The sequence below is a fragment of the Streptomyces sp. NPDC058864 genome (assembly GCF_042742985.1).
GTDB lineage: Bacteria > Actinomycetota > Actinomycetes > Streptomycetales > Streptomycetaceae > Actinacidiphila.
In genome coordinates this window covers 32334-56186 of record NZ_JBHYMQ010000008.1, presented here as the reverse complement: position 1 = coordinate 56186, position 23853 = coordinate 32334, and the positions used below count along the sequence as shown (strand labels likewise).

Genomic DNA, 23853 nt, shown 5'->3' with positions numbered 1-23853 from the left:
GGCCGTGGACTTCCGCCTCACCGAGGACCAGCGGGCGCTAGCCGAAGGGACCCATGGGCTGCTGGCGCGGCTCTACCCGGCGGAGCGACTGCGGGAGGACGCTGCCGGGGCGGCGGCGGGGAGGCCGGTGACCCTCGACCTCGGAATGTGGCGGGCGCTGGGGGAGGCGGGGTTCTTCGCGCTGCGGCTGCCGGAGGAACGGGGCGGACTCGGTCTCGGTCTCCCGGAGGCCGTGCTCGTTTTCGAGGAGGCCGGACGGGCGCTGCTCCCGGGGCCCCTGGTGACGACCCACCTGGCGGCCGGACGGGTGCCGGGGGCGGCGGAGGGCACCGCGGTGGTCACCGCGGTCGACGGCGAGCTGATCGAGTGGCTGGAGGCGTCCGGCCATGTGCTGGGCTCCTACGGCAAGGCCGAGCCGGTGCGCTCGGTGGACCCGCTCACCCCGCTGCACCGGGTCACGGGCGGCGAACCGGCCGGCGGGGTCACGGCGGGCGGGGTCATGACCGGCGGAGTCACGGCGGGCGAGGTCACGGCGGGCGAACTGCTGACCTCGGCCCAGCAGACCGGCAGTGCGGCGCGCACCCTGGATCTCGCCGTCCGCCACGCCGCCGACCGGGAGCAGTTCGGGCGGCCCATCGGTTCCTTCCAGGCGGTCAAGCACCTGTGCGCGGACATGCTGGTCCGGTCCGAGATGGCACGTACGGCGGTGCGTGCCGCCGCTGTCTCCGGCGAAGCCGGCGAGACCGCCGCCGCGCGGCTGCTGGCGGACGAGGCAGCCGTCCGCAATGCCCGTGACTGTCTGCAGGTGTTCGGCGGGATGGGTTTCACCTGGGAGGCGGAGGTGCATCTCCACATCAAGCGCTCATGGATCCTGCGCGGCCGGGGCCGATCGGTGGCGGAGTGTGAGGAGGGGCTCGCGCTGAGCCTCCTCGACAACACTTTTCGCGGCGGTTAGTCGGCTATGGGCGTTTCATCACGGATAAGGGGCTCCCGAGCGTCGATATCGGGTTGTGTCCGAGGTGTGACTCGTCACGCCGTGGAGTCGGAGCCCGCCTCGGGTACGCTCCATCGGGTGCGTGTGGTGGCGAAACGCGACGGATGTGGCAGTGGCGGGGCCTCGGTGCCCGGTGGGCTGCCTGTGCCGGGCTGTTCGATTTCGCCCCGTAATGAGCCCCGCACAGTATGCAGTACTCGTACCCCCTTGCGCTGGAATATGCCCGAAGCGCTTGTTGCGGTGACTGCGGGTCAATCATGCTGGGTCGCGAAGAGGTCACGTACGGTGACCCTGCCGAGGCGCGAGGCGATGTGTCCGCCGGTTCGGATGGTGTGAGCAGTGCAGGTGCTCCAGGTTCAGCTTGAGGTCGGCCCCGACCCCGCAGAGGTCGGCAGGGCCCGCCGGTGGGCCCGTTCGCGTCTGGCGGGCTCCGGGATAGGAGCCGACGAGCCGGTCGCCGAGACCCTCATCCTGCTCATCTCCGAACTGGTCACCAACGCCGTCGTGCACACCGGTTGTCCCGCCGTGCTGCGGATGCTCTTCCGCTCCTCCGGCGCCTCGCAGAGCGGCGAACAGGAGACCGTGCGCGTCGAGGTGGCCGACACCAGCGACGCCCCGCCGCGCCCGCGGCACGCCGACAACGACGAGACCGGTGGCCGGGGACTGGAACTCGTGGACGGCCTTGCGGACCGCTGGGGCTGGCAGCGCGAGGGCGCCGGCAAGCAGATCTGGTGCGAGATCGACCGCTGTGAGCGCCCGGCGATCGTCCCCGCGCAGTCCATCGGCGGGCTGATCCGCCGCCCCGCCTTCTGACCGCACGGACCCCAGGGACCGCAGGGTCCGTCCTCAGAGCACCGCCACCGGCGCGACCGGACTGCCGACCCCGCCCACGAAGGGCTGCGGCGTGGCGTCCAGCAGGAACTCGTACCGCCCCTCCTCGGTACACGCCTCCGACAGTGCCTCCAGGTTCCAGTTCTGGCCCTGGGGCATGCCCATCTCCACCAGGTCCAGGGCGTGCACGGCGAGCCACAGGTCCTCGATCTCCGGCGGGAAGATCTCGAAGGTCAGCGTGTCGTTGGCGACCGCCGCGACGTCGCGGGCGTGGAACCACTCGGGGGTGCGCACCGACAGCCCCGGTGACGGGAAGGCGTAGGCGTGCTTGTCGCCCGCCAGGTACACCTGCATCTGGCCGGTGCGGACCAGCACGATGTCCCCGGCCCGGACCGTGGTGCGGGCCAGTTCCTCGGCCGCGTCGAGGTCGTCGGGGGTGACGGCGTGGTCGCCGGGCAGCCGGTCGGTGCCGCGGGCGCGTGCCACGTCGAGCAGGACGCCGCGGGAGAGCAGCGTCGCGATCTTCTCTATGCCGCTGAACGCGGCTCCGCCGTGGGCGGTGACGGAGCCGGCCGGGCGGCCGTTGTAGATCCGTCCCGAGTGCGAGACATGGGTCAGGGCGTCCCAGTGGGTCGCCGCTTGCAGCCCCATGGTGACGATGTCGTCGCTGGTGGCGACCGTGCCGGGGCCGAACATCTCGTGGTTGAGCATCACCATGGTGCGCAGCGGATTGACCCTGCCCGGGATCATGCCCGTCTGCACCCCGTCCTGCCGCAGGGGCAGCGCCAGCGGCACGCGGCGTCCGCCGCGCACGGTGCGGGCCGCCGCGCGGACGACCTCGTCGGTGATCAGGTTGAGGGTGCCGGTCTCGTCGGCCTCCCCCCAGCGGCCCCAGTTGTTGACGCGCTTGGCGATGTCGTGGAACTCGGCGGGGAACGCCATCGCTGCCTCCCGGTCTCAGGGCTTGTGCTGGGGTGCGTCCGTGCTCCTAAAATCTAACGGTCCGTCAGAAACTCTGAGAAGGGGCGGGACCGGACGTGGGCAACTTCCTGAGCGGAAAGGCCGTCGCGGTCACGGGGGCCGGGCGCGGGATCGGGCGGGCCGTCGCCCTCGCGTGCGCGGCCGAGGGCGCCAAGGTCGTCGTCAACGACTACGGCGTCGCGGTCGACGGCCGTGAGCCGACGGGCGAGGTCGCGGCCGCCGTCGTGAAGGAGATCGAGGCGGCCGGCGGCGAGGCCACCGCGGTGACCGACGACGTGTCCTCCATGGCGGGCGGCGAACGGATCGTCTCCACCGCGGTGGAGACCTACGGCCGTGTCGACGGAGTTGTCTGCGTCGCCGGGATCCTGCGCGAACGCATGCTCTTCAACATGAGCGAGGACGAGTGGGACCCGGTCCTGGCCACCCACCTGAAGGGGACCTTCACCGTCTTCCGCGCCGCTTCCGCCGTGATGCGCCGGCAGGGCTCCGGCACACTCCTCGGCTTCACCAGCGGCAACCACCAGGGCAGCGTCTCCCAGGCCAACTACTCCGCGGCCAAGGGCGGGATCATCTCGCTGGTCCGCAGCGCCGCGCTCGGACTGCACCGCTACGGAGTGACCGCCAACTGCGTCGCCCCCGTGGCACACACCCGCATGTCCGCCAACGTGCCCATGGAACTCGACGAGATCGGCGAACCCGAGGACGTCGCGGCCATGGTCGTCTACCTGCTCAGCGACCAGGCCCGCGACATCACCGGACAGGTCTACACCGTCGCCGGACCCAAGATCGCGGTCTGGGCCCAGCCCCGCGAACTGCGCGCCGCCTACGCGGACGGCGAGGGCTGGACGCCGCAGCGCATCGCCGCCGCCCTGCCCGGCACGGTCGGCACCGACCCCATGCCCATGCTTGCCCGGCTCGAGGCCATGCGCACCGCCGCGGCCGCCTCCCGAGGGCAGTGACGGCCCCGCGCCGAGGAGAGGGCGGACCATGGACTTCACTTTCGGCCCGGAGACGGAGGCCTTCCGCGCGGAGGCGCGGGCGTGGCTGACGGCACGCCCGGACCGCGCACCCGGCCGGGAGTGGGAGCGGGAACTCGGCGCCGCCGGATGGATCGGGCTCGGCTGGCGCGGCGAGTACGGCAACCGCCGTGCGACCCTGCCCCAGCAGGTCGCCTGGGGGGAGGAGTACGCCCGCGCGGAGGCTCCCGCCCGCTCCGGGCACATCGGCGAGAACCTGCTGGCCCCCACCCTGGAGGCACACGGCACACCCGGCCAACGCGACCGCTTCCTGCCGCCGGTCGCCCGCGGCGAGGAACTGTGGTGCCAGGGGTACAGCGAACCCGGCGCGGGCTCCGACCTCGCCGGCGTCCGCACCGCGGCCGTCCGGGACCACGACGCCGAGGGCCCCTGCTACCGCGTGACCGGCCAGAAGATCTGGACCTCCCTCGCCCAGCACGCCGACTGGTGCTTCGTCCTGGCCCGCGCCGACCCCGACTCGCGCCGCCACCACGGACTGAGCTTCCTGCTCGTCCCCATGGACCAGCCCGGCAAGGTCGAGGTGCGCCCCATCCGCCAGCTCACCGGGACAGCCGAGTTCAACGAGGTCTTCTTCGACGGGGCGCGCGCCGACGCCGCCCACGTCGTCGGCGGGGAGGGCAACGGCTGGCAGGTCGCCATGTCCCTCCTGGGCTTCGAACGCGGGGTCTCCACCCTCGTCCAGCAGATCGGCTTCGAACGCGAACTGCGCCAGGTCGTCGACCGCGCGGTCGCCACCGGGGCGGTGGCCGACCCCGTGCTGCGGGACCGGCTGGTGCGCCAGTGGGCCGATTTGCGCACCATGCGCTGGAACGCCCTGCGCACGCTGGGCACCGCGGACCCGGCCGCCCCGAGCGTGGCCAAGCTGCTGTGGGGCGGCTGGCACCAGCGGCTCGGCGAACTGGCCGTCGCCGTCCGCGGCGCCCCCGCCGCGACCGGGCCCACGCCGTGGGAGCCGGAGCGGCCCTACGAACTCGACCAGGCCCAGCACGTGTTCCTGTTCAGCCGCGCCGACACCATCTACGGCGGCTCGGACGAGATCCAGCGCACGATCATCGCCGAGCGGGTGCTCGGCCTCCCGAAGGAGCCTCGCGGATGAACAGCGACGGGACGTACGGCCATTGGATCGGCGGCCGGTGGCACGAACCGGCCGGAGCTCACTATCCAGTTGTCAATCCGGCCACGGAGGAGACCGTCGGGCACGCCCCCGAAGCGGGCCCGGCGGACGTGGACGCCGCGGTGCGCGCCGCGCGGGAGGCGTACGAGGGCTGGTCCCGTACGAGCCCGGCGGAGCGCGCCGCGATCCTGGAGCGGATCGCGGACGTCCTCGCCTCGCGGTCGGCGGATCTCGTACCGCTGCTCCAGCAGGAGACGGGAGCGACGATCCGTGTCGCGTCGAGCATGCAGATTCCCACTGCGGCGGACCGCTTCCGGCGCTATGCGCGGGGCGCGCTGGAGCCGGACACGATCCCGTTCGCGCCGCAGCCCGTGAAGGCCTCGCCGCTCGCCCCCGGCGGGCTGGTCAACGCGGCCGCGGCACGGCGCCCGGTGGGCGTCGTCGCCTGCATCACCTCCTACAACTTCCCTCTGGTCAACCTGGCCGGCAAGGTCGCCCCCGCCCTGGCCGTGGGCAACACCGTCGTCGCCAAACCCGCGCCCCAGGACCCGCTGACCTGCCTGCTGCTGGGCGGGATCATGCGGGAGGCGGGCCTGCCCGACGGGGTGTTCAACGTCATCACCGGCTCGGGCGCCGCGGCCGGCGAGGCACTCGTCGCGCACCCCGGCGTCGACATGATCAGCTTCACCGGCTCGACGGCGGTCGGGCAGGCGATCGCCCGCGTCGCGGGCGCGTCGATGAAGCGGACCCTGATGGAACTGGGAGGCAAGGGCGCGGCGATCATCCTCGAGGACGCCGCCCCGGGCGTCCTCAGATCAGCGATATCTGCTGTCGGTTCAACATGGGCATTCCATTCAGGTCAGATCTGCACGGCGCCGACCCGGGTGCTCGTCCCCCGCGGGCGGTACGAACAGGTGATCACCGCCCTTGAACAGTACGCCCGTTCCCTGACCGTCGGTGACCCTGTGGATAACTCCACCGTCGTCGGCCCGCTGATCACCGCCGCCCAGCGTGACCGCGTCGAGGCGTACGTCGCCGGTGCCCGCGAGCAGGGCGCCCGCGTCGTCACCGGCGGCGCCCGCCCCGACCTCAAACCCGGCTACTACGTGGCCCCCACGCTGCTCGCGGACGTCACGCCCGGCATGACGGTCGCGCAGGAGGAGATCTTCGGCCCGGTCGTCGCCGCCCTCCCGTACGACACCGAGGACGAGGCCGTCGAGATCGCCAACGGCACCCCGTACGGCCTGTACGACTACGTCTTCGGCAGCGACACCGCACGCGCCTGGGCCCTGGCCGCCCGGCTGCGCAGCGGCAACGTCGGCATCAACACCGTGCAGCGTCATCCCGAGACGCCCTTCGGCGGCTTCAAGCACAGCGGCATCGGCCGTGACGGCGGCTCCTTCGGGCTGCACGCCTACAGCGAACTCCAGGCGGTGGTGTGGTGATGAGAGGTGTGATCTTCGACGGGAAGCAGCCCGCGGTCGTCGACGACCTGGAGGTCTGCGACCCGGGCCCCGGCGAGGTGCTGGTCCGTATCCACGCGGCCGGGCTGTGCCACAGCGACCTGTCCGTCGTCGACGGCGTGATCCCCTTCCCCGTCCCGGTCGTGCTCGGCCACGAGGGGGCGGGCGTCGTCGAGGCGACCGGCGCCGGCGTCTCGCACGTCGCGCCCGGTGACCACGTGGCCCTGTCCACCCTCGCCAACTGCGGCACCTGCCCGGACTGCGACCGGGGCCGGCCGACGATGTGCCGCAAGGCGATCGGACGTCCCGGCAGGCCTTTCAGCCGTCAGGGCGAGTCGCTGTTCAACTTCGCCTCCAACTCGGCCTTCGCGGAACTGACCGTGGTCAAGGCCGTCCAGGCCGTGCCCCTCCCGGACGGCATCCCCCTCACCTCCGCCGCGCTCATCGGCTGCGGGGTGCTGACCGGGGTCGGCGCCGCCCTCAACCGAGCCCGCGTCGACCGGGGCGACACGGTCGTGGTCATCGGCACCGGGGGCATCGGCCTGAACGTGCTGCAGGGCGCGCGCCTCGCGGGCGCCTCCCGGATCGTCGCCGTCGACACCAACCCGGCGAAGGAGGAACCCGCGCGGCTGTTCGGCGCCACCGACTTCGTGGACTCGGCCGCGGCGGTGCGCGCGCTGCTGCCCACCGGCGCCGACCACGTCTTCGAGTGCGTCGGCCACGTCGGGCTCGTCCGCCAGGCCGTCGACCTCCTGGACCGGCACGGCCAGGCCGTCCTGCTCGGTGTGCCGCCGGCCGACGCCGAGGCCTCCTTCCTGGTGTCCTCCATGTACCTCGACAAGTCCATCCTGGGATGCCGTTACGGATCGTCCCGGCCGCAGCGCGACATCGCGCTCTACGCCGACCTGTACCGGCGGGGGCGGCTCCTGCTGGACGAACTCGTCACCCGCACCTATCCGGTGGAGGACTTCGCCAAGGCGGTGGAGGACGCCCGCGGCGGCCGCGTGGCGCGGGGCGTGCTGACCTTCTGAGGCGCCTCAGAACGCCGCCGTCGCCCGGAAGGTGCGCCGGTAGGCGCTGGGCGAGACGCCGAGGACGGCCTGGAGGTGCTGCCGCATGGAGGCCGCCGTGCCGAACCCTGCCTGCCGGGCGACCTGGTCGACCGACAGGTCGCTGGTCTCCAGCAGGTGCCGGGCACGCTCGACGCGCTGCTGCGTCAGCCATTGCCCGGGGCTGGTGCCCACCTCCTCGCGGAACCGGCGGGTGAACGTGCGCACGCTCATCGCCTCGCGCTCGGCCAGCTCGCGCAGCGTCAGCGGCCGGTCGAGGCGGTCCAGCGCCCAGGTGCGCGCCGCGGCCGTGGTGGCCTGCTGGGGCTCGGGGACGGGCCGCTGGATGTACTGGGCCTGACCGCCCTCCCGGTGCGGCGGTACGACCGTACGGCGCGCGCTGGCATTGGCGACGGCGATGCCGTGGTCACGGCGTACCAGGTGCAGGCACAGGTCGACGCCCGAGCCGACGCCCGCGGAGGTGAGGATGGCGCCGTTGTCGACGTAGAGGACGTCCGGTTCGACCCGAACCCGTGGGAAGAGCCTCTGGAAGTGGTCCGTGCTCGACCAGTGCGTGGTGGCACGCAGACCGTCCAGGTAGCCGGCGGCGGCGAGGAAGTACGAGCCGGTGCAGATGGACACCAGCCGGGCCCCGGGGCGGATGCGGGCGAAGGCGGCCGCCATCTCCTCGGGCAGGCGGCCCTCCGTGTGGGCGACGGAACGCTCGTGGGCGGCGGGGACGATGACGGTGTCGGCGGTCTCCAGCACCTCGGGGCCGTGGACGACGTGGATCGCGAAGTCCGCCTCGGCGCGCACCGGCCCGGGACCGTGGGGGGAGCACGTCACCACCTCGTACAGATCGGTCCCGTCGGAGTCCCTCGCGCCGCCGAAGATGCGGTGCGGGATGCCCACTTCGAAGGGGATCACCCCGTGCTGCACCAGGACGGCGACCCGGTGGCGCGCCGGTGTGCCGGGATCGGTGTTCCGCGAAGGCGTCTCCATGGATTCGGCCATGGCCCGATCCTTGCACAACATGACCATCCGGCCACTCGTTCCGTCAGAAGCGATGCCGGATGCTGATCCGGTGACGCAGACTCCCGAGCTTCCCGCGCAGACCCTCGCCGACAGGGTCCCCGACGATTCCCGGCCGCTCCGCACACCCCGCTTCCACCGCGCGTGGTCGGTGGCCGCCGCCGCCTTCGTCACGCTCATCGGCGCCGCAGGCTTCGCCTCCCTGCCCGGACTGCTCATCGAGCCGCTGAACGGTGAGTTCGGCTGGTCGCGGGGCATGATCGGCCTGGCGGTCTCGGTGAACCTCGCCCTCTACGGTGTGACGGCGCCGTTCGCCGCCGCGCTGATGGACCGCTTCGGCATCCGGCGGGTCGTGGCGGCCGCGCTCCTCACCATCGCGACGGGAGCCGGCCTGACCGTCTTCATGACCGCGAGCTGGCAGCTCGTGCTCCTGTGGGGCGTGCTCGTCGGACTGGGCAGCGGCTCCATGGCGCTGGCCTTCGCGACGACCGTCACCAACCGCTGGTTCGAGCACCGGCGCGGCCTGGTCACGGGCATCCTGACCGCGGCCGGAGCGGCGGGACAGCTGATCTTCCTCCCCCTGCTCTCTGTCGTCATCGAGCACGCGGGCTGGCGCGCGGCGGCCCTCACCGTCACGGGCGCCGCGGTCCTCGTCGCGCCCCTGGTGTACGTGTTGCTGCGGGACCACCCGGCCGACGTGGGCCAGGCCCCTTACGGCGCCAAGGAGTTCGTGCCGAAGCCGCCGCCGGTGACGGGGGCGGCGACGCGGGCGGTGAAGGCCCTGTTCAGCGCCGCCCGCGGCGGCCCGTTCTGGCTGCTGGCCGGGACCTTCGCGATCTGCGGCGCCTCGACGAACGGCCTGGTCAAGACGCACTTCGTGCCCGCCGCGCATGACCACGGGATGCCGGTGACGGCCGCCGCCTCCCTGCTCGCCGTGATCGGCATCTTCGACATCGCGGGCACCGTCGCCTCCGGCTGGTTCACCGACCGCTTCAGCCCGCGGCGGCTGCTGGCCACCTACTACGGTCTGCGCGGACTGTCGCTGATGTTCCTGCCGGTGCTCCTGGGCGACTCCGTCCACCCGCCCATGGTGCTGTTCATCGTCTTCTACGGCCTGGACTGGGTCGCCACCGTGCCGCCCACGATCGCCCTGTGCCGCGAGTACTACGGCGCCGACAGCGCCATCGTCTTCGGCTGGGTCCTCGCCTCCCACCAGGTGGGCGCCGCCCTGGTGGCGTTCCTCGGCGGCGTGGCGCGCGACACCTTCGGCGACTACAACCTGGTCTGGTACTCCTCCGGGGCACTGTGCGCGCTGGCGGCGCTCATGTCGCTGGTGATCCGGCGGCGGTCGACCCCGGACTCCGGGGCGCTCCCCCTCGCGGCATAGCCGGCCGGCCCCGGCGTCGGCGGTTCCCGCGCCCGCACCGCGGCGGCGCGGGAACCGCGTGCGGCACCGGGGCGTCCGTCCCGTGTGTGAGGGAAGCGACCAAGGGCCTTACCGGCCTTCTCGTGGCGGTCCTGGGCTCCGCGTCCGCGCTGCTGGCCTGGGCACCGCTCGCCAGGGTCAACGTCGAGGGCGGCTTCGAAGGGCAACGCCGGGACTTGAGCGTCCTCTACGTCGACCTTCCGCTCGTGGCCGCGGGCGGCGCCTTGGTGCCGCTCGCCTTCTGGCTGCTCACGCTGCGCGGGTCGCGCCGCCCCGGGCTCGCGGCCCTGGTGGCGGTGGCCGTGGCCGCCCTCGGGATCTGGGCGCTGACCAGTTGGTGGGCGCCGCACCAGGCGCCGGAGTCCGCGGGCTGAGACGTACGTCGGCCGCGGTCAGGACGTGAGCCGGCCGAAGCGGCCGCGGTGGAAGAGCAGCGGCTCGCTGCCTTCCGCCGCGCAACCGAGGTCGCGGACCCTGCCGATGACGACGAGGTGGTCGCCGCCGGTGTGCACCGCGTGGATCACGCAGTCGATCCAGGCGGGCACGCCGCGCAGCCGGGGCGAGCCCGTCACCGGCGCCGGATCCCACTCCACGCCCGCGAACTTGTTCCCACCGCTCACGGCGAAGGTGCGGCACAGCCCCTGCTGCCCCGCGCCGAGGACGTTGACGCAGAACACCCCGGCCCGCGCGATGCGCGGCCAGCTGGTGGACGTGCGCGCCACCATGAACACGACCAGCGGGGGGTCGAGCGACAGTGATGCGAACGACTGGCAGGCGAACCCCGTGGGTCCGTCATCCTCGTTGTCCCCGGGCGCCGCGATCACCGTCACGCCGCTCGCGAAGTTCCCCAGCACCTTGCGGAACTCCGCCTGGTCCACCGGGGCGCGCTCGTCCGGCCGCACGGCCCGCAGTTCCGGCCGCGGCAGCGGGTCCACCCGCCCGGCCGTCGGCGCCGCCCCGGCGGACCGGAGGTAGCGGACGACGGCGACCGCCATGCCTGCTTGTCCCATCACGCCTTCCATTGAAACTGACGGACCGTCAGAAGTGAAGGCCCGTGCGCAGGGCGGACGGGCGTCGGGCGTAGCGTGGCGGTCATGGGACGGGGTACGGGGTGGGGGTCCCCGGTGCGGCCCGCGGTCGACCCGTGGGGCGACGCCGGACGAGCGGCGGCGGTCTCGACGTACTGCGCGGTGATGGCGGTCGCGGCAACGGTCCACATGGTCCTCCTGCCGTCCCAGGCGTCCTCGGAGCGTGCCTTCGGCGAACCGCTGGCCTGCTGCTTCCTGCCGTTGTTCCTCATCCCCCTCTGGGCCTGCGCGGTGGCCGCCTCCCTCCTGCACGCCCTGCCGGCGACGGTGCTGGGGCTGCGGCTCGCGGCGCGCACCGGACGTCCCCGATGGCTCTGCCTCCTGGCGGTGGAGGTGGCGACGGCCGCCGTGGTCGCGCTGCCCGTCGTGTGGCTCGACGGTCCGTACGTGCTCGCCTGGGCGTGCGTCGCGGGTGCCGGCGCGGCGCCGGTGCTGGTCACCTCGTTCTACGCGGGGCGCAGGGACCCGGAGGGCCGCACCGGGTGGGCGCGGCAACGGCATGTCGCCTTCCAGGTCGGGGTCGTGACGATCGCGGTGATCGGCGTCGTCTTCGCGGGCGGCCTGCTGGCGTACGGCACCGGCCTGCTGGAGGAGTACCGGCCCCCGCCCGGGGCGTCCGTGGAGTGAGCCCTCGGGGCGTCACCGTCCGCGGAAGTCCGGCGGGCGGCGTTCGAGGAAGGCGCGCAGTCCCTCCTGGGCGTCGGCGGTGGTCATGTTCTGCTCCTGCGCGGCCGCCTCGGCGGCGAAGGCCGTCGCGCGGTCGGAGTCCAGGGACGCGTTGACGAGCTGCTTGGTCAGGGCCAGGGCGCGCGTGGGGCCGGCCGCCAGGCGCCCGGCGAGGGCGCGGGCGGCCGTGTCGAGGTCGTCGGCGGGGACGACGTGGTTGACGAGCCCGAGGCGTTCGGCGGCGGGGGCGGGCAGGTCGTCGCCGAGCAGGAGGAGTTCCTTCGCGCGGTGCGGGCCGATCAGGCGGGGGAGGAGGTAGGCGCCTCCGCCGTCGGGGACGAGGCCGCGGCGGACGAAGACCTCGATGAATTTCGCCGTGTCGGCGGCCAGGACGAGGTCGCAGGCGAGGGCGAGATGGGCGCCGAGACCCGCGGCGGTGCCGTTCACCGCGGCGATCACGGGCTTCTCGCAGTCGAGGACGGCGGCGATGAGGCGCTGGGCCCCGGACCGGATCATCCGCGCGACGTCGCCCGCGACCCGGTCCGCACCGGCCGGACCGCCGCGCAGGTCGGCCCCCGCGCAGAAGGCCCGGCGGCCTGCGCCGGTCAGGACGACGGCCCGGACGGCCGGGTCCGCTGAGGCCTCGAGAAATTTCTCGATGAGGCGTTCGCGCAGGTCAGGGGTAATGGCGTTCATCGCCTGGGGGCGATTGAGGGTGAGCCGGGAGACCCCGTTGTCGGTGACGTGGAGTACAACGGATTCCACGGGGTCGTCACGCTCCGTAACCACTCCACGGGGGGAGTCAGTCATGCGTGTTCTCCTGACGGCAGACGGCCAGTGCGTCGAGGGCGCAGGCGCCCTGCCCGCGCGGCAGCACCATCAGCGGATTGATGTCGAGTTCGGCGAGGCCGTCGCCGAGTTCCAGCGCCATGCGCTGCACGCGGAGGATGACGTCGACGAGCGCGTCGGTGTCGGCGGGCGGAGCCCCGCGGACCCCGTCGAGCAGCCGCGCGCCGCGCAGTTCCCGCAGCATGTCCTGCGCGGTCCCGGCGTCGAAGGGCGGTACGCGGACGGCCGTGTCCCGCAGGACCTCGACGAGGACGCCGCCGAGGCCGGCGGTGACGGTGGGCCCGAAGAGCGGGTCGTGGCTGATGCCGACGACCATCTCCACACCGCGCTCCACCATCTGGCAGACGAGGACGCCGTCGAGGTCCAGGCCCTCGTAGCGCGCGATGTCGGCCAGTTCGCGGTACGCGTCGCGGACCTGGCTGGCCGAGGTGAGGCCGATCTTCACCAGGCCGAGCTCGGTCTTGTGCGCGAGCCGGTCGGCGGACGCCTTCATCACCACCGGGTAGCCCACGAGCGCGGCCGCCCGGACGGCACCGGCGGCGCTGGTGACCAGTTGCTCGCGCGGGACGCGGATGCCGTACGCGCGCAGCAGCTGCTTCGCGGCGTGCTCGCTCAGCCGGCGGCCGGGGTGCAGCAGTGCGCGGGCCTTGCGCGCGGAGGAGGAGGGGGTGCGCGGCGCGTCGTCGAAGGGGGAGCGGTAGCCGGCGGTGAAGCGGTGGTGGTCCAGCCAGGCCCGTACGGCGGTCACGCAGTTGCCGAAGGTGCGGAAGGTGGCGGCCCGGGAGGAGCCCAGCAGGGTGGTCCGGTAGGCCTCTTCGGTGCCCACCGGGGAGCCCCAGATCACGCACACCAGCTTGTCGGTGGCCTCGGCGGCCTCGGCGAGGTCCCGGGCCAGCCGGTCGCTCATCGGCGGGAAGGGGCCGGTGATCGGGCAGATGAGGACGCCTATCGCGGGATCGGCGAGGATCGCGTCGATGATCTTCCGGCCGCGCCAGTCGCCCACGGGGTGGCCTCCGCTGTCCACGGGGTTGGCGACGTTCAGGTACTCCGGTATCCACTGGTGGAGTTCGGCCTGTTTCGTCTCAGGGAGCGTGGGCAGCGGCAGCCCGGCGGCGGTGGCCAGGTCGGCGAAGTGGGCCCCGGTGCCCCCGGAGATCGAGTAGACGGCCACACCCTCGGCGACCGGTGGCCGGGCGCGGGCCAGCAGGGCGGCGGTGTCCTGGAGTTCGTCCAGCCCGTCGACGCGGATGACGCCGAACTGGCGGAAGGCCGCGTCGGCGACCGCGTCGGAACCGGTGAGCTTGCCGGTGTGGGTGGCGGCGGCGCGGGTGCCGGTCTCGGTGCGGCCCACCTTCACCATGACCACCGGAACCTTGTTGCGGGCCGCGCGGTCGGCGGCGAGGGCGAACGAGCGTCCGTCCTTGAGGCCTTCGGCGTAGACCGCGATCGCGCCGACCTCGGGGCGCCCGGCGAAGTAGGAGAGGAAGTCGGCGGTCTCCAGATCGGCCTCGTTCCCCGTCGGTGCCCAGTGGCTGAGCCGGATGCCGAGTTCCTGCAGGGCGTAGACCGGGCGGCCCTGGTGGCCGGACTGGGTGATCAGGGCGATGGCCGGGCCGGGGAGGTCCTCGCGGAACGGCTGGAAGGCGTTGAGGTTGGTGTTGGGCCCCAGCAGTCGCAGCCCGCTGCCGGCGACGGCACGGCCGAGCCGCTCCTGGGCGGCGGCGCCCGCCTCTCCCGTCTCGGCGAAGCCGGAGGCGAAGACGACGGCGAACCGCGCCTTGGCCCCGGTGAGCTGTTCGAGGACGGGGAGGGGGTCGGCGACGAGCAGGACGGCGAGGTCGACCGGTTCGGGCAGATCCGCGACGGAGGGGTGGCAGGGCAGGCCGAACACGGTCGCGCGGCCGGGATTGACGGGGTGGAGCCGGGCGCCGACCCGCTCCGCCCAGTCGACGAGCTGCCGGGTGATGCCGGTGTTGGGCCGGCCCTCGGCGTCGGAGGCGCCCACCACGGCCAGGGACTCGGGCCGGAAGAAGCGGTCGAGGTCGGGTACGCGGGCGTGCAGCGGACGCCCGCTGACGTCCACCTCGTGCGTGCGGCGGTTCGGGCCGCCGGCGTCCGCCGCGGGATCGGTGCCGCGTGTGCTGAAGGTCGAACCAAGCATGTGTCTCGCCCGTCCCGCTCGAAGGTACAGAGAACTGACGCAATGTCAGATTACTTAACTGACGATCCGTCAGGAACGGGGAGGATGCGAGAAACCTGTGCGCCCCGCGGGAGGGCGGCCCGGCCGGATGAAGGGGAGAGGGCCGGCCGGTCCGCCGGACCGGGGTGGTGCGGGAGCGCCGCGGGGGTGCTCAAGGGTGATGCGGAGGCGTGGCCGGGGGTGCGGCGGGCGCTCCTCCGCACCCCCTCGACAACCGTCGCGCCGGGTCCGCTACCGCCGTGCCACGGCTTTGGCGATCCGGCGCGCGTCGATGGCCATTTCGCGGAACATGCCGCTGATGGGGTTGGTGAAGCCGGTGAAGTACAGCCCTGGGGCGTTCTTGGGGCTGCGGCGGCCGTGCGTCAGGGGCCGGCCCCGCTCGTCCAGGACGCCGAGATGGCCGACGAGCGGCTCCAGGCCCCGCCGGTAGCCGGTGGCCGCGACCACCACGTCCGCGGTGATCCGCGTGCCGTCGGTGAGCAGCACCTCGCGTCCGTCGAAGCCCTCGACGGCGGCCACGGGTTCGACCTTCCCCGACCGGACGGCGTCGATGATGCCGACGTCCTGGACGGGGATGGAGCCCTCCCGCACCCGCGAGTAGAGCCCGTTGTCCGGGCGGGGCAGCCCGTACGCCGAGAGGTCCGGCACGGAGATGCGCTCCACATAGGGCGCGATCCCGTCGACCAGCCTCGTCGGGAGGCGGCGCACCATGATCCCGGTGCGCTGCGCGGGCCACCCGGCGGTGGAGCGACGCATGATGTGCGGGGGAGTCCGCACCGCCAGCCGGACGCGGTCCGCGCCGGACTCGGCGAGGTCGACGGCGATCTCGGCGCCGGTGTTGCCCACGCCGACGACCAGGACGTCCCGGCCCTCGTAGGGGCGGCCGTTGCGGTAGCGCGAGGCGTGCAGCAGCTCCCCGTCGAAGGTGTCGCGGCCGGGCCAGTCCGGCAGGTACGGCGAGTGGTTGTAGCCGGTGGCGACGACGACGCTCCGCGCGGTCAGCCGGCGGCCGCCGGTGGCCGGGAGCGCCCAGCCCGCCGCCGGGTCCTCGGCGGGCTCGATCCGCCCCACCTCTATGCCGGTGGCGACGTCGAGCCCGTGGAACTCGGCGTACTGCTCCAGGTAGCGCACGACGTCGTCGCGGCCCACCCAGCGGCCGTACGCCCGGGGGATTCCCAGGCCCGGTAGCGCGGAAAGGCGTCTGGTCGTGTGCAGCCGCAGCCGGTCGTAGTGGCCGCGCCAGGAGGCGCCCACCGCGTCCGACCGCTCGACGACCAGGGTGCGCACGCCCCGGTGCCGCAGCGACGCCGCGACGGCGAGACCGCCGGGACCGGCGCCGACGACGATGGCGTCCGGCGCGGCCGTGCTCGGTATGGAGGCGGCGGCGGATGCGGAGGTGCCGGCGGATGCCGAGGTGTCGGTCATGGCTGCTCCCGTGCCTGCAGGTTGAGGGTCACTACCGGAAGGTAGCGCGCTTTCGTCCCCGCACCTTGCGGAGGTGCGACCGCATCCGCTCAACTGACATACCGTCAGATTACTTGCCCAGGGGAGGCATACGATGCAGACCATCTGGCTGACCGGCGCCGAATGGCTCGCCGTCCTGCGCATCGGCCTCGGGCTGTGGTGGCTGGAGAGCTGGCGGCACAAGGACAAGAAGGGCTGGTTCGAGCGGGGCACGGGCATCGCCTGGGCCGCCGACGTCGCAGCCAGGCATCGCTGGACCTTCGTCCGGGGCGGCTTCTCCGCGGTCGTCGCGCCCCGCCCCAAGGCGATGGCGTACGTCGTCGTCTACGCCGAACTCGCCGTCGGCCTCGGCCTGACCGCCGGCCTGCTGACCCCGATCGCCCTGGCCGGGGGAATCGTCCTCAACCTGCTCTACCTCGTCCTCATGATCCACGACTGGGCCGAACAGGGGCAGAACGCCATGATGATCCTCATCTCCGCCGTCCTCCTCTTCGCCATGGGCTGGCAGACCTGGTCCCTGGACAGCGTCTGGGGGCTCTTCCTGTGACCGGCCTGCCCGAGCCCGACACCTTCACGCGCACTTACTGGCGGGCCGCCGCGGAGGGCCGGCTGCTGATCCGCCGCTGCCTGGCCGCGGGCTGCGGAGCCGCCCACCACTACCCCCGGGAGTTCTGCCCCCGCTGCTGGAGCGAGGAGGTCGTCTGGGAACAGGCCGCAGGCCACGCCACCCTCTACACCTGGTCCGTGGTGCACGCCAACGACCTCCGGCCCTTCGCCGGGCGGGTCCCCTACGTCGCCGCCATCGTCGACCTCGCCGAGGGGCCGCGGATGATGACGGAGGTCGTCGGCTGTCCCCACGAAGCGCTGCGCGTCGGCATGGACCTGCGCGTCTGCTTCCGCCCCGCGGCCGAAGACGGCCGGATCGCCATCCCCGTCTTCCGTCCGGACCGGGCGGCCTCCTTTGCTTGAATGAGGGCGTGCTGAGACCGGTGGAGCTGGAAGCGTACGGACTGCTGCTCAGGCCGTGGGAGGAGACGCCCAAGGATCTGGACGCGGCACTGCGGGGCCTCGGCGACCCGGACTTCCGCCGCTGGAACACCGCGCACGCACCCGAGCCCGACGAGGCCGGGGCGCGGGGGTTCCTGCTGCGCCGGCGCGACGGCTGGGTGGCCGGCGACCTCGCGTCCTTCGCCGTCACCGAGGACGGTGCCGTACTCGGCCAGGCCGGGATAGGGATGATCGACCACGCGATGCGCGGCGCACGCGTCAGCTACTGGATGCTCCCCGAGGCCCGTGGGCGCGGCGTCGCCTCCCGGGCGCTGGAGGCGGTGACCCGGTGGGCCTTCCGCGATCTGGGGCTGCACCGCCTGGAACTGGGCCACGCCGTCGGCAACGAGCCCTCCTGCGGGGTGGCGCGACGCTGCGGTTACGTCCTCGAAGGCGTGCTGCGCGAGGCGGTGGTCGACCTGTCCGGCGCGCTCCGGGACGTCCACCTGCACAGCCGCCTGGCGACCGATCCGCGCCCCTGACCGCGCCCCCTGATCCGCGCCCCTGAACCCTGCTCCTCGATCCCCGTGCGCCGGCTTCCGCGCCCCGCAGCCGCTCGGTGCGGAGATTTGCCGTGTCTTGGGGGAATCTTGTGCCGATCGGGACATGTGCTTTCCCGATCGGGTGAGGCGGGTTGGCTAGGGTGCGATCCGCCCTCGCGCGCCGCGGACCCGTACGCCGGTGCAGCCGCGCGCCGCACAGCCTTCGCATTGCTGTGCCGGGGGCCTCAGCAGTCCTGCCAGGCGCACCCGGTGCGGTGCGTCCCGTGTCGTGAATGGGGTGGGGATGTCCGGTCACCGGATGTCGAGGAAGCGTCGTTACATCGCGTGGGCGGTGGCGGCGGCCGCGGTGCTCGTGGGGGGTGGGGTCGCCGCGGAGGCCTCGATGGCGACCACCGTGTCGCGCCCCGCGCCCAAGGTCTACACGGGGCGCGCGTTCGACACGTGCGCCGCGCCGTCCGCCTCGGCGATGAAGGCCTGGCACAACGGGTTCTACGGCGCGGCGGCGGTGTACGTCGGCGGCAAGAACCGGGGGTGCGCGCAGCCCAACCTCACCGCGTCCTGGGTCAAGTCGGTGAGTGCCACCGGCTGGAAGCTGATCCCGCTCTACGTGGGTGCGCAGCCGCCGTGCCAGACCAGCCGCAACCCGGAGAAGCTGACCGCCTCCACCGCGGCCTCGCTCGGCGCGACGGACGGCGCGGACGCGGTGGCGAAGGCATCGGCGCTGGGGATGAAGGCCGGCAGCCCGGTCTACCTGGACATGGAGTCGTACGACGTCGCCAACACCTCGTGCAACAACGCGGTGCTCACGTACATCCGGGCCTGGGACAAGGCGGTGCACGCCAAGGGCTACTGGGCCGGCTTCTACGGCTTCCGCAGCTCCAGCGCGAAGGCCGTCGCCACGGCGACGAACCGGACCGACCTGCCGGACGTCCTCTGGTACGCGCTGTGGGACGAGCGCAAGACCACGACCACGGACTGGCCGTTCTCCACGTCGCTGTGGACCGGGCACCGCCGCGGCCACCAGTACATGGTGAACAGCAAGGAGTCCCGCGGCGGTTACACCATCACCGTGGACCGCAGCGACTGGGACGCCCCCGTCGCCATCACCGGCTGACGCCCGGGACGGAGACCGAGGCCGAGACGCCGAGACGCCGAGGCGGCACGGGCGGCACGGGCGGGGCGTGCGGCGCGGATGAGCTGAGCGGCGGAGGGCCGAGAGGCACGGGCCCCGGCCGCCGCCCCTCAGCCCCGCCCCAGCACCACCGTCCCCGAGGAGCAGAACCAGCCCCCCGTCCCCGAGGCCACGGCAAGCTCCGGCAGCGCCCCGCCGGCCTTGCGCACCTGCCGCTCGCCCGCCTCCCCCCGCAGTTGCCGCACCGCCTCGACGAGCAGGAACAGCCCGCGCATGCCGGGATGGCAGGCCGACAGCCCGCCGCCGTCGGTGTTGACCGGCAGCGGCGACGCGGCGACGAAGGGCCCGCCCTCGCCCTTGGCGCAGAAGCCGAGGTCCTCCAGCGTCACCAGGGTCATGTAGGTGAAGGCGTCGTAGATCTCGGCGAGGTCGATCTCGTCCGGGGTGACGCCCGCGCGGGAGAGGGCCAGCCGCCCGGACACCGCGGCGGGGGAGACCGTGAAGTCGTCCCACTCCGACATCGTGGCGTGCGAGACGGCGGTGCCGGAGCCGAGCACCCACACCGGCGGCGCAGCCGCGTCCCGAACGTACTCCGCCGCCGCCAGGAGCACCGCGCAGCCGCCGTCGGAGCGGACGCAGCAGTGCAGTTTGGTGAACGGGTCGGCGATCATCGGCCCGGACAGGACGTCGTCGACGGTGATCGGCGTGCGGTACATCGCCTCGGGGTTGCGGGCCGCGTTCGCCCGGGCCCGGACGGCGACGGTGGCGAGCTGCTCGGCGGTGGTGCCGTACTGGTGCATGTGGCGGCGGGCGGCCATCGCGTACTTGGCGATCAGCGTGTGCCCGTACGGGGCCTCGAACTGCAGCGGTCCGCGCGCCCCGAAGGACAGGTTGGCGGTGCGCCGCCCGGCCTTGAGGTCGGCGCGGGCGGTGGAACCGTAGACCAGGAGCACGACGTCGGCGTGCCCGGCGGCGATCGCGTCGGCGGCGTGCGCGGCCATGACCTCCCAGGTCGCCCCGCCGACGGAGGTCGAGTCGACCCAGCGGGGCCGCAGTCCGAGGTACTCGGCGACCTCGACCGGCGCGAGCGTGCCCAGCCCGGCCGAGGCGAAGCCGTCGACGGCCGACCGGGGCAGCCCGCTGTCCGCGAGCGCGCGGCGCGCCGCCTGGGCGTGGAGCGCGTAGGGGGTGGCGTCGTCGACCCTGCCGCAGTCGGACAACGCGACGCCGAGGACGGCGACTTCACGGCCGTTGCGAGTACCCTGACCCTGAGCCATAAATCTGACGGTACATCAGATACGGGGTTTCCGGACGCCACCGGACGTGCCGGACACCCCGAGGTGGGAGGAGAACTCGCCGTGGACGCCGCCTTCACCGAGGAGCAGGACGAGATCCGCCGCACCCTGCGGGAACTGCTCCGCAAACATTGCGGACCGGACGAGGTGAAGACCGCCGTCCGCACTTCCGAGGGCCACGACACCGCCCTGTGGCGGCTGCTGGCGCGCTCGATCGGCCTGCCCGGCCTCGCCCTCCCCGCCGCGTACGGGGGCGCCGGCTGCGGCCCGACCGAACTGGTGCTGGCCTGCGAGGAGACTGGCCGGGCGCTGCTGCCCTCGCCGCTGCTGGGCACGGCCGTGCTCGCCGCTCCCCTGGTCGAGGCGCTCGGCACCGGGGCCCAGCGCCGCGACCTGCTCCCGCGCCTCGCCTCGGGTGAACCCGCCGCCCTCGCCGCGCCCCCGGCGGCCCTCGGCCTCACCGGCCCCAACACCGGCGACTGGGCGGGCGGCGGCCGCGCGGGAGGAGTGCAGGCCCGCAGGACGGACGGCGTCTGGCGGCTGTACGGGCAGGCCGACCAGGTGCTCGGCGGCCCCGCCGCCGGGCTGCTGCTCGTGGCCGCCCATGCGGGTGGCTACGCCCGCAGCCGCATCCGGCTCTTCCTGGTCCCCGGCGACGCATCGGGCCTGTCCCGCAGGCGGCTGACCGCCCTGGACGAGACCCGCCCGCAGGCGCGCGTCGAACTGCGCGACGTCCCCGCCGAGCCCCTCGGCGGGGACGAGGCGGGCGATCCGTGCCCCGCACTCGCCCGTACGGGTGTCCTGGCCGCCGCCGCCCTGGCCGCGGAGGCCGTCGGAGCCGCGTCCCAGGCGCTCGCGGGCACCGTGGAGTACGTCGGGGTCAGGGAGCAGTTCGGGCGGCCCGTGGGGTCCTTCCAGGCCGTCAAGCACCGTCTCGCCGACCTGTACGTCCAGGTGCAGGCCGCCCGCTCGGCCGCCTACTACGCCGCCTGGGCCGTCGGGAACCCCCCGGAGCAGGCGCCGGACGCCGCGGTCGCGGCACCGCTCGCCCTCGCCCAGGGCCTGGAGGCGCTGCGTGCCACGGCGGGGCAGGCCGTCCAGTTGCACGGCGGCATCGGCTTCACATGGGAGCACCACGCGCACCTGTACGTGAAACGGGCCGCCTCCGACGACCTGCTCTTCGGCCCCGTGCACGCGCTGCGGGCCCACGCGGCCGAGCGCGCGGGACTCTTCGCCGCTGCCACCACCACAGCGGCCACGACCCGGGGAAGGGCGGCGGCATGAGCGTGTTGCGGACCGCAGTGCAGAAGGTGTCGTCGACCCGGGCGTTCGCCAGGATCGGGCCGCATGTCGTCCCGGCGGTGGACCGGTTCGTGCACCGGGCGACCCGCGGCAAGGTGCTGCTCAGCGCGCGGATGCTGCCCGGCCTGGTGCTCACCGCCACGGGCGCGCGCAGCGGTCTGCCCCGGCGCACCCCGCTTGCCTGCATGCCGGAGGGGGACGGCACCTTCGTGCTGGTCGGCAGCAACTTCGGCCGCGCCGACCATCCGGCGTGGACGGGGAACCTGCTCAAGCACCCCGACGCCGAGGTCAACTGGCGCGGCCGGGACGTCCCCGTGCGTGCGGAGTTGCTGACGGGCGGCGAGCGCGAGGCGGTGTGGGCGGCGCTGCTGGAGTTCTGGCCGCCGTACGCGACCTACGCGCGGCGCGTGGAGCGGCGGATCCGGCTGTTCCGGCTCGTCCCCAGGGAGTCGGGCGGCGGCCCGCCCGTAGTGCCGTAGTGCCGTGGTGCCGTAGGGCGAAGCCCCCGGAAAAAACAACGCGGGCGCCTGGGCCGGCAACCTCCCCCGAGGACCGGTGGGCGCCCGCGTCGTTGCAGGCAGGACTTCGACTTGAACGTAGGTCAACAATGCCGCCGGAGGCGGGCGTCAGCGACGCGGCGTCACCGCGTCGGCTTCTTGCCCGTCACGCCGAGGTGCACCAGCAGCGAGAGGTTCGGCTTCAGCTCGGCCTGCTTGACGCCCCAGCTCTGGAAGCCCTTCTGGTGCGCGGCGACCGCTGCGAGCATGGCGACGAGGGATCCGGCGACGGCTGCCGGGCTGACATCCTTGTCGACGCGGCCCTTGCCCTGGAGCTCCTTGATCGAGTCGGAAAGGGAGTTGGTGAGGGGGTTGAGGATCTTCATGCGGATCTTGTAGAACCGCTTGTCCCCTTCGGCGGCGCCCAGGTCGACGACGCGCAGGATGGCGTCGTGCTTGCGCCAGAAGGAGAGGAAGCCCTCGACCAGTTCCTCCGCCGCCGTGGCGCCGGACTTGCCGGCCCAGGAACGGCCGGCGACGAGGTCCGTCAGCGCGGCCCCCTCCTTGGCCATCTCCTCGGCGAGCTCGAGGACGGCGCCCTCGACGTCGGGGAAGTACTGATAGAACGTTGCGGGGGAGGTACCCGCCATCCGGGCGACGTCGATCACCTTGACGTCCCGGTACGGCGACGTGCTGAGCATTTCGCCGAGGCAGTCGAGCAGCTTCTGCCGCGTCGCCTGTCCCCGGCGGCCTGCCACACGGCCGTCGACGGTGCGAACTTGTCCTGTCATGCCGTCAGTTTACGGGCTGGTGATCAGCGCGCGATTCGATGCCTGCAAATGGGGAAGGCCATGTGTTCGATTTCTCCTCGGGCGCGGCGGGGGATCCGCCGATAACGTGTCAAGTCAGACACTCCGTCGATCCATGCGAATCCCCACGTGAATCGGGATCGCCGGTCGCATCATCGGACGAATCGAGGACGAGATGGCCGCACACCCCGACGGCACCCCCTGCTGGGCCGACGCCATGCTCAACGACCTGGAGGCCGGCAAGCGCTTCTACGGCGGACTGCTCGGCTGGACCTTCGGGGAGGGGGAGGAGCAGTACGGCCAGTACACCCAGGCGTACGGCCCGGACGGGAAGAACGTCGCGGCCCTCTCCCCCAAGCCGGACGGCAGGATGCCGACGGTCTGGAACCTCTACCTCGCCTCCTCCGACATCCGGGCCACCGCGGGCCGGATCCGCGACTCCGGCGGCCAACTCATCATGGAACCCATGGCCGTCGGCGCCTTCGGCACGATGCTCATGGCGGCCGACCCGGGCGGGGCGGTGTTCGGGGTGTGGCAGCCCGGCACGCACGGCGGCTTCGAGGCGACCGGCGTCCCGGGCTCCTACATCTGGACCGAGATCTACACGCGGGAGACCGAGCGGACCGACCCCTTCTACGAGGCGGTCTTCGGCTTCGGCAGCAAGCGGATCGACGACGAGGCCATCGACTTCAGGATCTTCGTCCCCGAGGGCGAGGAGGTCACCCCGGACAACGCGGTCCTCGGCCGCTTCCGGATGGGGGAGGGCTTCCCCGAGGAACTGCCCGCGCACTTCATCGTCTACTTCGCCGTCTCCGACGCCGACCGCGCCGCGGAAACGGTCGCGCGGCTCGGGGGCCGGGTCACCATGGGTCCGATGGATTCGCCTTTCGGCCGTTTCCTCCTGGCGAGCGACGACCAGGGTGCCCATTTCGCCCTGATCGACCCCGGCACCACGGTGGGTGAGAAGCCGTCCTGAACGCACGCGGATCCGCAACCGAATCAAAGGTAATCGCGTGTCGACACCGCCCCGGGTTCGCAACTGATACTCATCCCAGGAAGAATCAGGGACGGACC

24 protein-coding genes are annotated in these 23853 nt (G+C 73.0%); 16 read left to right on the top strand and 8 right to left on the bottom strand.

Annotated elements, in window-relative coordinates:
* The first annotated feature begins 4 nt into the window (after positions 1-4).
* Together ACFW3D_RS08990 and ACFW3D_RS08985 are read left to right on the top strand one after the other, a co-directional pair.
* Positions 5-955 carry an acyl-CoA dehydrogenase family protein gene (locus tag ACFW3D_RS08990; RefSeq protein WP_500503007.1) on the top strand — a complete coding sequence of 317 codons (951 nt, stop codon included), beginning with the start codon at positions 5-7 and terminating at the stop codon, positions 953-955.
* Between the two features lie 378 nt (positions 956-1333).
* Positions 1334-1807, top strand: a complete 474-nt coding sequence (locus ACFW3D_RS08985; RefSeq protein WP_500503005.1) for an ATP-binding protein — start codon at positions 1334-1336, stop codon at positions 1805-1807.
* A 33-nt stretch (positions 1808-1840) separates the two neighbouring features.
* Here ACFW3D_RS08985 and ACFW3D_RS08980 read toward each other — a convergent pair whose 3' ends face one another.
* Positions 1841-2767 (bottom strand): cyclase family protein, encoded by a 927-nt coding sequence (locus tag ACFW3D_RS08980; RefSeq protein ID WP_500503003.1) that lies wholly within the window; start codon positions 2765-2767, stop codon positions 1841-1843.
* A 95-nt stretch (positions 2768-2862) separates the two neighbouring features.
* Here ACFW3D_RS08980 and ACFW3D_RS08975 point away from each other — a divergent pair, with 95 nt between their 5' ends.
* The 4 genes from ACFW3D_RS08975 to ACFW3D_RS08960 are packed head-to-tail and all read left to right on the top strand — an operon-like array spanning position 2863 to position 7451.
* Entirely contained in the window at positions 2863-3765 is a 903-nt protein-coding gene (locus ACFW3D_RS08975) for an SDR family oxidoreductase (protein ID WP_500503001.1), read from the top strand.
* A 28-nt stretch (positions 3766-3793) separates the two neighbouring features.
* On the top strand, positions 3794-4939 hold the full coding sequence (locus ACFW3D_RS08970; protein WP_500502999.1) for an acyl-CoA dehydrogenase family protein: 1146 nt from the start codon (positions 3794-3796) through the stop codon (positions 4937-4939).
* Complete coding sequence (locus ACFW3D_RS08965) at positions 4936-6402, top strand: aldehyde dehydrogenase family protein (protein ID WP_500502997.1); 1467 nt, start codon at positions 4936-4938, stop codon at positions 6400-6402. Before ACFW3D_RS08970 ends, ACFW3D_RS08965 begins: the two co-directional genes overlap by 4 nt.
* Entirely contained in the window at positions 6402-7451 is a 1050-nt protein-coding gene (locus ACFW3D_RS08960; RefSeq protein WP_500502995.1) for a Zn-dependent alcohol dehydrogenase, read from the top strand. The genes ACFW3D_RS08965 and ACFW3D_RS08960 overlap by 1 nt, the downstream gene beginning before the upstream one ends.
* Before the next feature lie 6 nt (positions 7452-7457).
* Here ACFW3D_RS08960 and ACFW3D_RS08955 read toward each other — a convergent pair whose 3' ends face one another.
* Positions 7458-8483, bottom strand: a complete 1026-nt coding sequence (locus ACFW3D_RS08955) for a GlxA family transcriptional regulator (RefSeq protein ID WP_500502993.1) — start codon at positions 8481-8483, stop codon at positions 7458-7460.
* Between the two features lie 70 nt (positions 8484-8553).
* Between ACFW3D_RS08955 and ACFW3D_RS08950 the strand changes: the two genes are divergently transcribed.
* Both ACFW3D_RS08950 and ACFW3D_RS08945 read left to right on the top strand, forming a co-directional pair.
* Positions 8554-9888, top strand: a complete 1335-nt coding sequence (locus tag ACFW3D_RS08950) for an MFS transporter (RefSeq protein ID WP_500502991.1) — start codon at positions 8554-8556, stop codon at positions 9886-9888.
* 86 nt (positions 9889-9974) lie between these two features.
* Positions 9975-10301: a hypothetical protein gene (locus ACFW3D_RS08945; RefSeq protein ID WP_500502989.1), complete on the top strand. Its 327-nt coding sequence runs from the start codon at positions 9975-9977 to the stop codon at positions 10299-10301.
* Between the two features lie 18 nt (positions 10302-10319).
* Here the strand turns inward: ACFW3D_RS08945 and ACFW3D_RS08940 are convergent, their stop codons facing one another.
* Positions 10320-10937, bottom strand: coding sequence for a flavin reductase family protein (locus ACFW3D_RS08940; RefSeq protein WP_500502988.1), 618 nt, complete (start codon positions 10935-10937; stop codon positions 10320-10322).
* 84 nt (positions 10938-11021) lie between these two features.
* Between ACFW3D_RS08940 and ACFW3D_RS08935 the strand changes: the two genes are divergently transcribed.
* Positions 11022-11642: a hypothetical protein gene (locus ACFW3D_RS08935; RefSeq protein WP_500502986.1), complete on the top strand. Its 621-nt coding sequence runs from the start codon at positions 11022-11024 to the stop codon at positions 11640-11642.
* A 12-nt stretch (positions 11643-11654) separates the two neighbouring features.
* Here the strand turns inward: ACFW3D_RS08935 and ACFW3D_RS08930 are convergent, their stop codons facing one another.
* The 3 genes from ACFW3D_RS08930 to ACFW3D_RS08920 all read right to left on the bottom strand — a co-directional run bounded on the left by ACFW3D_RS08930 (position 11655) and on the right by ACFW3D_RS08920 (position 16155).
* Positions 11655-12491 (bottom strand): enoyl-CoA hydratase/isomerase family protein, encoded by an 837-nt coding sequence (locus ACFW3D_RS08930; protein ID WP_500502984.1) that lies wholly within the window; start codon positions 12489-12491, stop codon positions 11655-11657.
* Positions 12484-14691 carry an acetate--CoA ligase family protein gene (locus tag ACFW3D_RS08925; RefSeq protein ID WP_500502982.1) on the bottom strand — a complete coding sequence of 736 codons (2208 nt, stop codon included), beginning with the start codon at positions 14689-14691 and terminating at the stop codon, positions 12484-12486. The genes ACFW3D_RS08930 and ACFW3D_RS08925 overlap by 8 nt, the downstream gene beginning before the upstream one ends.
* Before the next feature lie 270 nt (positions 14692-14961).
* Complete coding sequence (locus ACFW3D_RS08920; protein ID WP_500502980.1) at positions 14962-16155, bottom strand: flavin-containing monooxygenase; 1194 nt, start codon at positions 16153-16155, stop codon at positions 14962-14964.
* 133 nt (positions 16156-16288) lie between these two features.
* Between ACFW3D_RS08920 and ACFW3D_RS08915 the strand changes: the two genes are divergently transcribed.
* From ACFW3D_RS08915 to ACFW3D_RS08900, 4 genes are all read left to right on the top strand, one after another.
* Positions 16289-16741, top strand: coding sequence for a DoxX family protein (locus ACFW3D_RS08915; RefSeq protein ID WP_500502978.1), 453 nt, complete (start codon positions 16289-16291; stop codon positions 16739-16741).
* Positions 16738-17163 carry a Zn-ribbon domain-containing OB-fold protein gene (locus ACFW3D_RS08910; RefSeq protein ID WP_500502976.1) on the top strand — a complete coding sequence of 142 codons (426 nt, stop codon included), beginning with the start codon at positions 16738-16740 and terminating at the stop codon, positions 17161-17163. The genes ACFW3D_RS08915 and ACFW3D_RS08910 overlap by 4 nt, the downstream gene beginning before the upstream one ends.
* An 8-nt stretch (positions 17164-17171) precedes the next feature.
* Positions 17172-17723, top strand: a complete 552-nt coding sequence (locus ACFW3D_RS08905) for a GNAT family N-acetyltransferase (protein ID WP_500502974.1) — start codon at positions 17172-17174, stop codon at positions 17721-17723.
* 304 nt (positions 17724-18027) lie between these two features.
* On the top strand, positions 18028-18858 hold the full coding sequence (locus ACFW3D_RS08900) for a glycoside hydrolase domain-containing protein (RefSeq protein ID WP_500502972.1): 831 nt from the start codon (positions 18028-18030) through the stop codon (positions 18856-18858).
* A 128-nt stretch (positions 18859-18986) separates the two neighbouring features.
* On the opposite strand, the gene ACFW3D_RS08895 is transcribed toward ACFW3D_RS08900, so the two are convergent.
* Positions 18987-20153, bottom strand: coding sequence for a thiolase C-terminal domain-containing protein (locus ACFW3D_RS08895; protein WP_500502970.1), 1167 nt, complete (start codon positions 20151-20153; stop codon positions 18987-18989).
* An 81-nt stretch (positions 20154-20234) separates the two neighbouring features.
* Here ACFW3D_RS08895 and ACFW3D_RS08890 point away from each other — a divergent pair, with 81 nt between their 5' ends.
* Both ACFW3D_RS08890 and ACFW3D_RS08885 read left to right on the top strand, forming a co-directional pair.
* Positions 20235-21455, top strand: coding sequence for an acyl-CoA dehydrogenase family protein (locus tag ACFW3D_RS08890; protein WP_500502968.1), 1221 nt, complete (start codon positions 20235-20237; stop codon positions 21453-21455).
* On the top strand, positions 21452-21952 hold the full coding sequence (locus ACFW3D_RS08885) for a nitroreductase family deazaflavin-dependent oxidoreductase (protein WP_500502967.1): 501 nt from the start codon (positions 21452-21454) through the stop codon (positions 21950-21952). The genes ACFW3D_RS08890 and ACFW3D_RS08885 overlap by 4 nt, the downstream gene beginning before the upstream one ends.
* Before the next feature lie 161 nt (positions 21953-22113).
* On the opposite strand, the gene ACFW3D_RS08880 is transcribed toward ACFW3D_RS08885, so the two are convergent.
* On the bottom strand, positions 22114-22761 hold the full coding sequence (locus tag ACFW3D_RS08880; RefSeq protein ID WP_499512412.1) for a TetR/AcrR family transcriptional regulator: 648 nt from the start codon (positions 22759-22761) through the stop codon (positions 22114-22116).
* A gap of 193 nt (positions 22762-22954) precedes the next feature.
* Between ACFW3D_RS08880 and ACFW3D_RS08875 the strand changes: the two genes are divergently transcribed.
* Positions 22955-23755: a VOC family protein gene (locus tag ACFW3D_RS08875; protein WP_500502965.1), complete on the top strand. Its 801-nt coding sequence runs from the start codon at positions 22955-22957 to the stop codon at positions 23753-23755.
* Positions 23756-23853 lie beyond the last annotated feature (98 nt).

Excerpts from the sequence above, each read along its gene's own strand:
- ACFW3D_RS08980 (WP_500503003.1), bottom strand. The coding sequence starts at position 2,767 with ATGGCGTTCCCCGCCGAGTTCCACGACATCGCCAAGCGCGTCAACAAC.
- ACFW3D_RS08970 (WP_500502999.1), top strand. The coding sequence starts at position 3,794 with ATGGACTTCACTTTCGGCCCGGAGACGGAGGCCTTCCGCGCGGAGGCG.
- ACFW3D_RS08965 (WP_500502997.1), top strand. The coding sequence starts at position 4,936 with ATGAACAGCGACGGGACGTACGGCCATTGGATCGGCGGCCGGTGGCAC.
- ACFW3D_RS08960 (WP_500502995.1), top strand. The coding sequence starts at position 6,402 with ATGAGAGGTGTGATCTTCGACGGGAAGCAGCCCGCGGTCGTCGACGAC.
- ACFW3D_RS08955 (WP_500502993.1), bottom strand. The coding sequence starts at position 8,483 with ATGGCCGAATCCATGGAGACGCCTTCGCGGAACACCGATCCCGGCACA.
- ACFW3D_RS08940 (WP_500502988.1), bottom strand. The coding sequence starts at position 10,937 with ATGGGACAAGCAGGCATGGCGGTCGCCGTCGTCCGCTACCTCCGGTCC.
- ACFW3D_RS08935 (WP_500502986.1), top strand. The coding sequence starts at position 11,022 with ATGGGACGGGGTACGGGGTGGGGGTCCCCGGTGCGGCCCGCGGTCGAC.
- ACFW3D_RS08930 (WP_500502984.1), bottom strand. The coding sequence starts at position 12,491 with ATGACTGACTCCCCCCGTGGAGTGGTTACGGAGCGTGACGACCCCGTG.
- ACFW3D_RS08925 (WP_500502982.1), bottom strand. The coding sequence starts at position 14,691 with ATGCTTGGTTCGACCTTCAGCACACGCGGCACCGATCCCGCGGCGGAC.
- ACFW3D_RS08920 (WP_500502980.1), bottom strand. The coding sequence starts at position 16,155 with ATGACCGACACCTCGGCATCCGCCGGCACCTCCGCATCCGCCGCCGCC.
- ACFW3D_RS08915 (WP_500502978.1), top strand. The coding sequence starts at position 16,289 with ATGCAGACCATCTGGCTGACCGGCGCCGAATGGCTCGCCGTCCTGCGC.
- ACFW3D_RS08900 (WP_500502972.1), top strand. The coding sequence starts at position 18,028 with ATGTCCGGTCACCGGATGTCGAGGAAGCGTCGTTACATCGCGTGGGCG.
- ACFW3D_RS08895 (WP_500502970.1), bottom strand. The coding sequence starts at position 20,153 with ATGGCTCAGGGTCAGGGTACTCGCAACGGCCGTGAAGTCGCCGTCCTC.
- ACFW3D_RS08885 (WP_500502967.1), top strand. The coding sequence starts at position 21,452 with ATGAGCGTGTTGCGGACCGCAGTGCAGAAGGTGTCGTCGACCCGGGCG.
- ACFW3D_RS08880 (WP_499512412.1), bottom strand. The coding sequence starts at position 22,761 with ATGACAGGACAAGTTCGCACCGTCGACGGCCGTGTGGCAGGCCGCCGG.
- ACFW3D_RS08875 (WP_500502965.1), top strand. The coding sequence starts at position 22,955 with ATGGCCGCACACCCCGACGGCACCCCCTGCTGGGCCGACGCCATGCTC.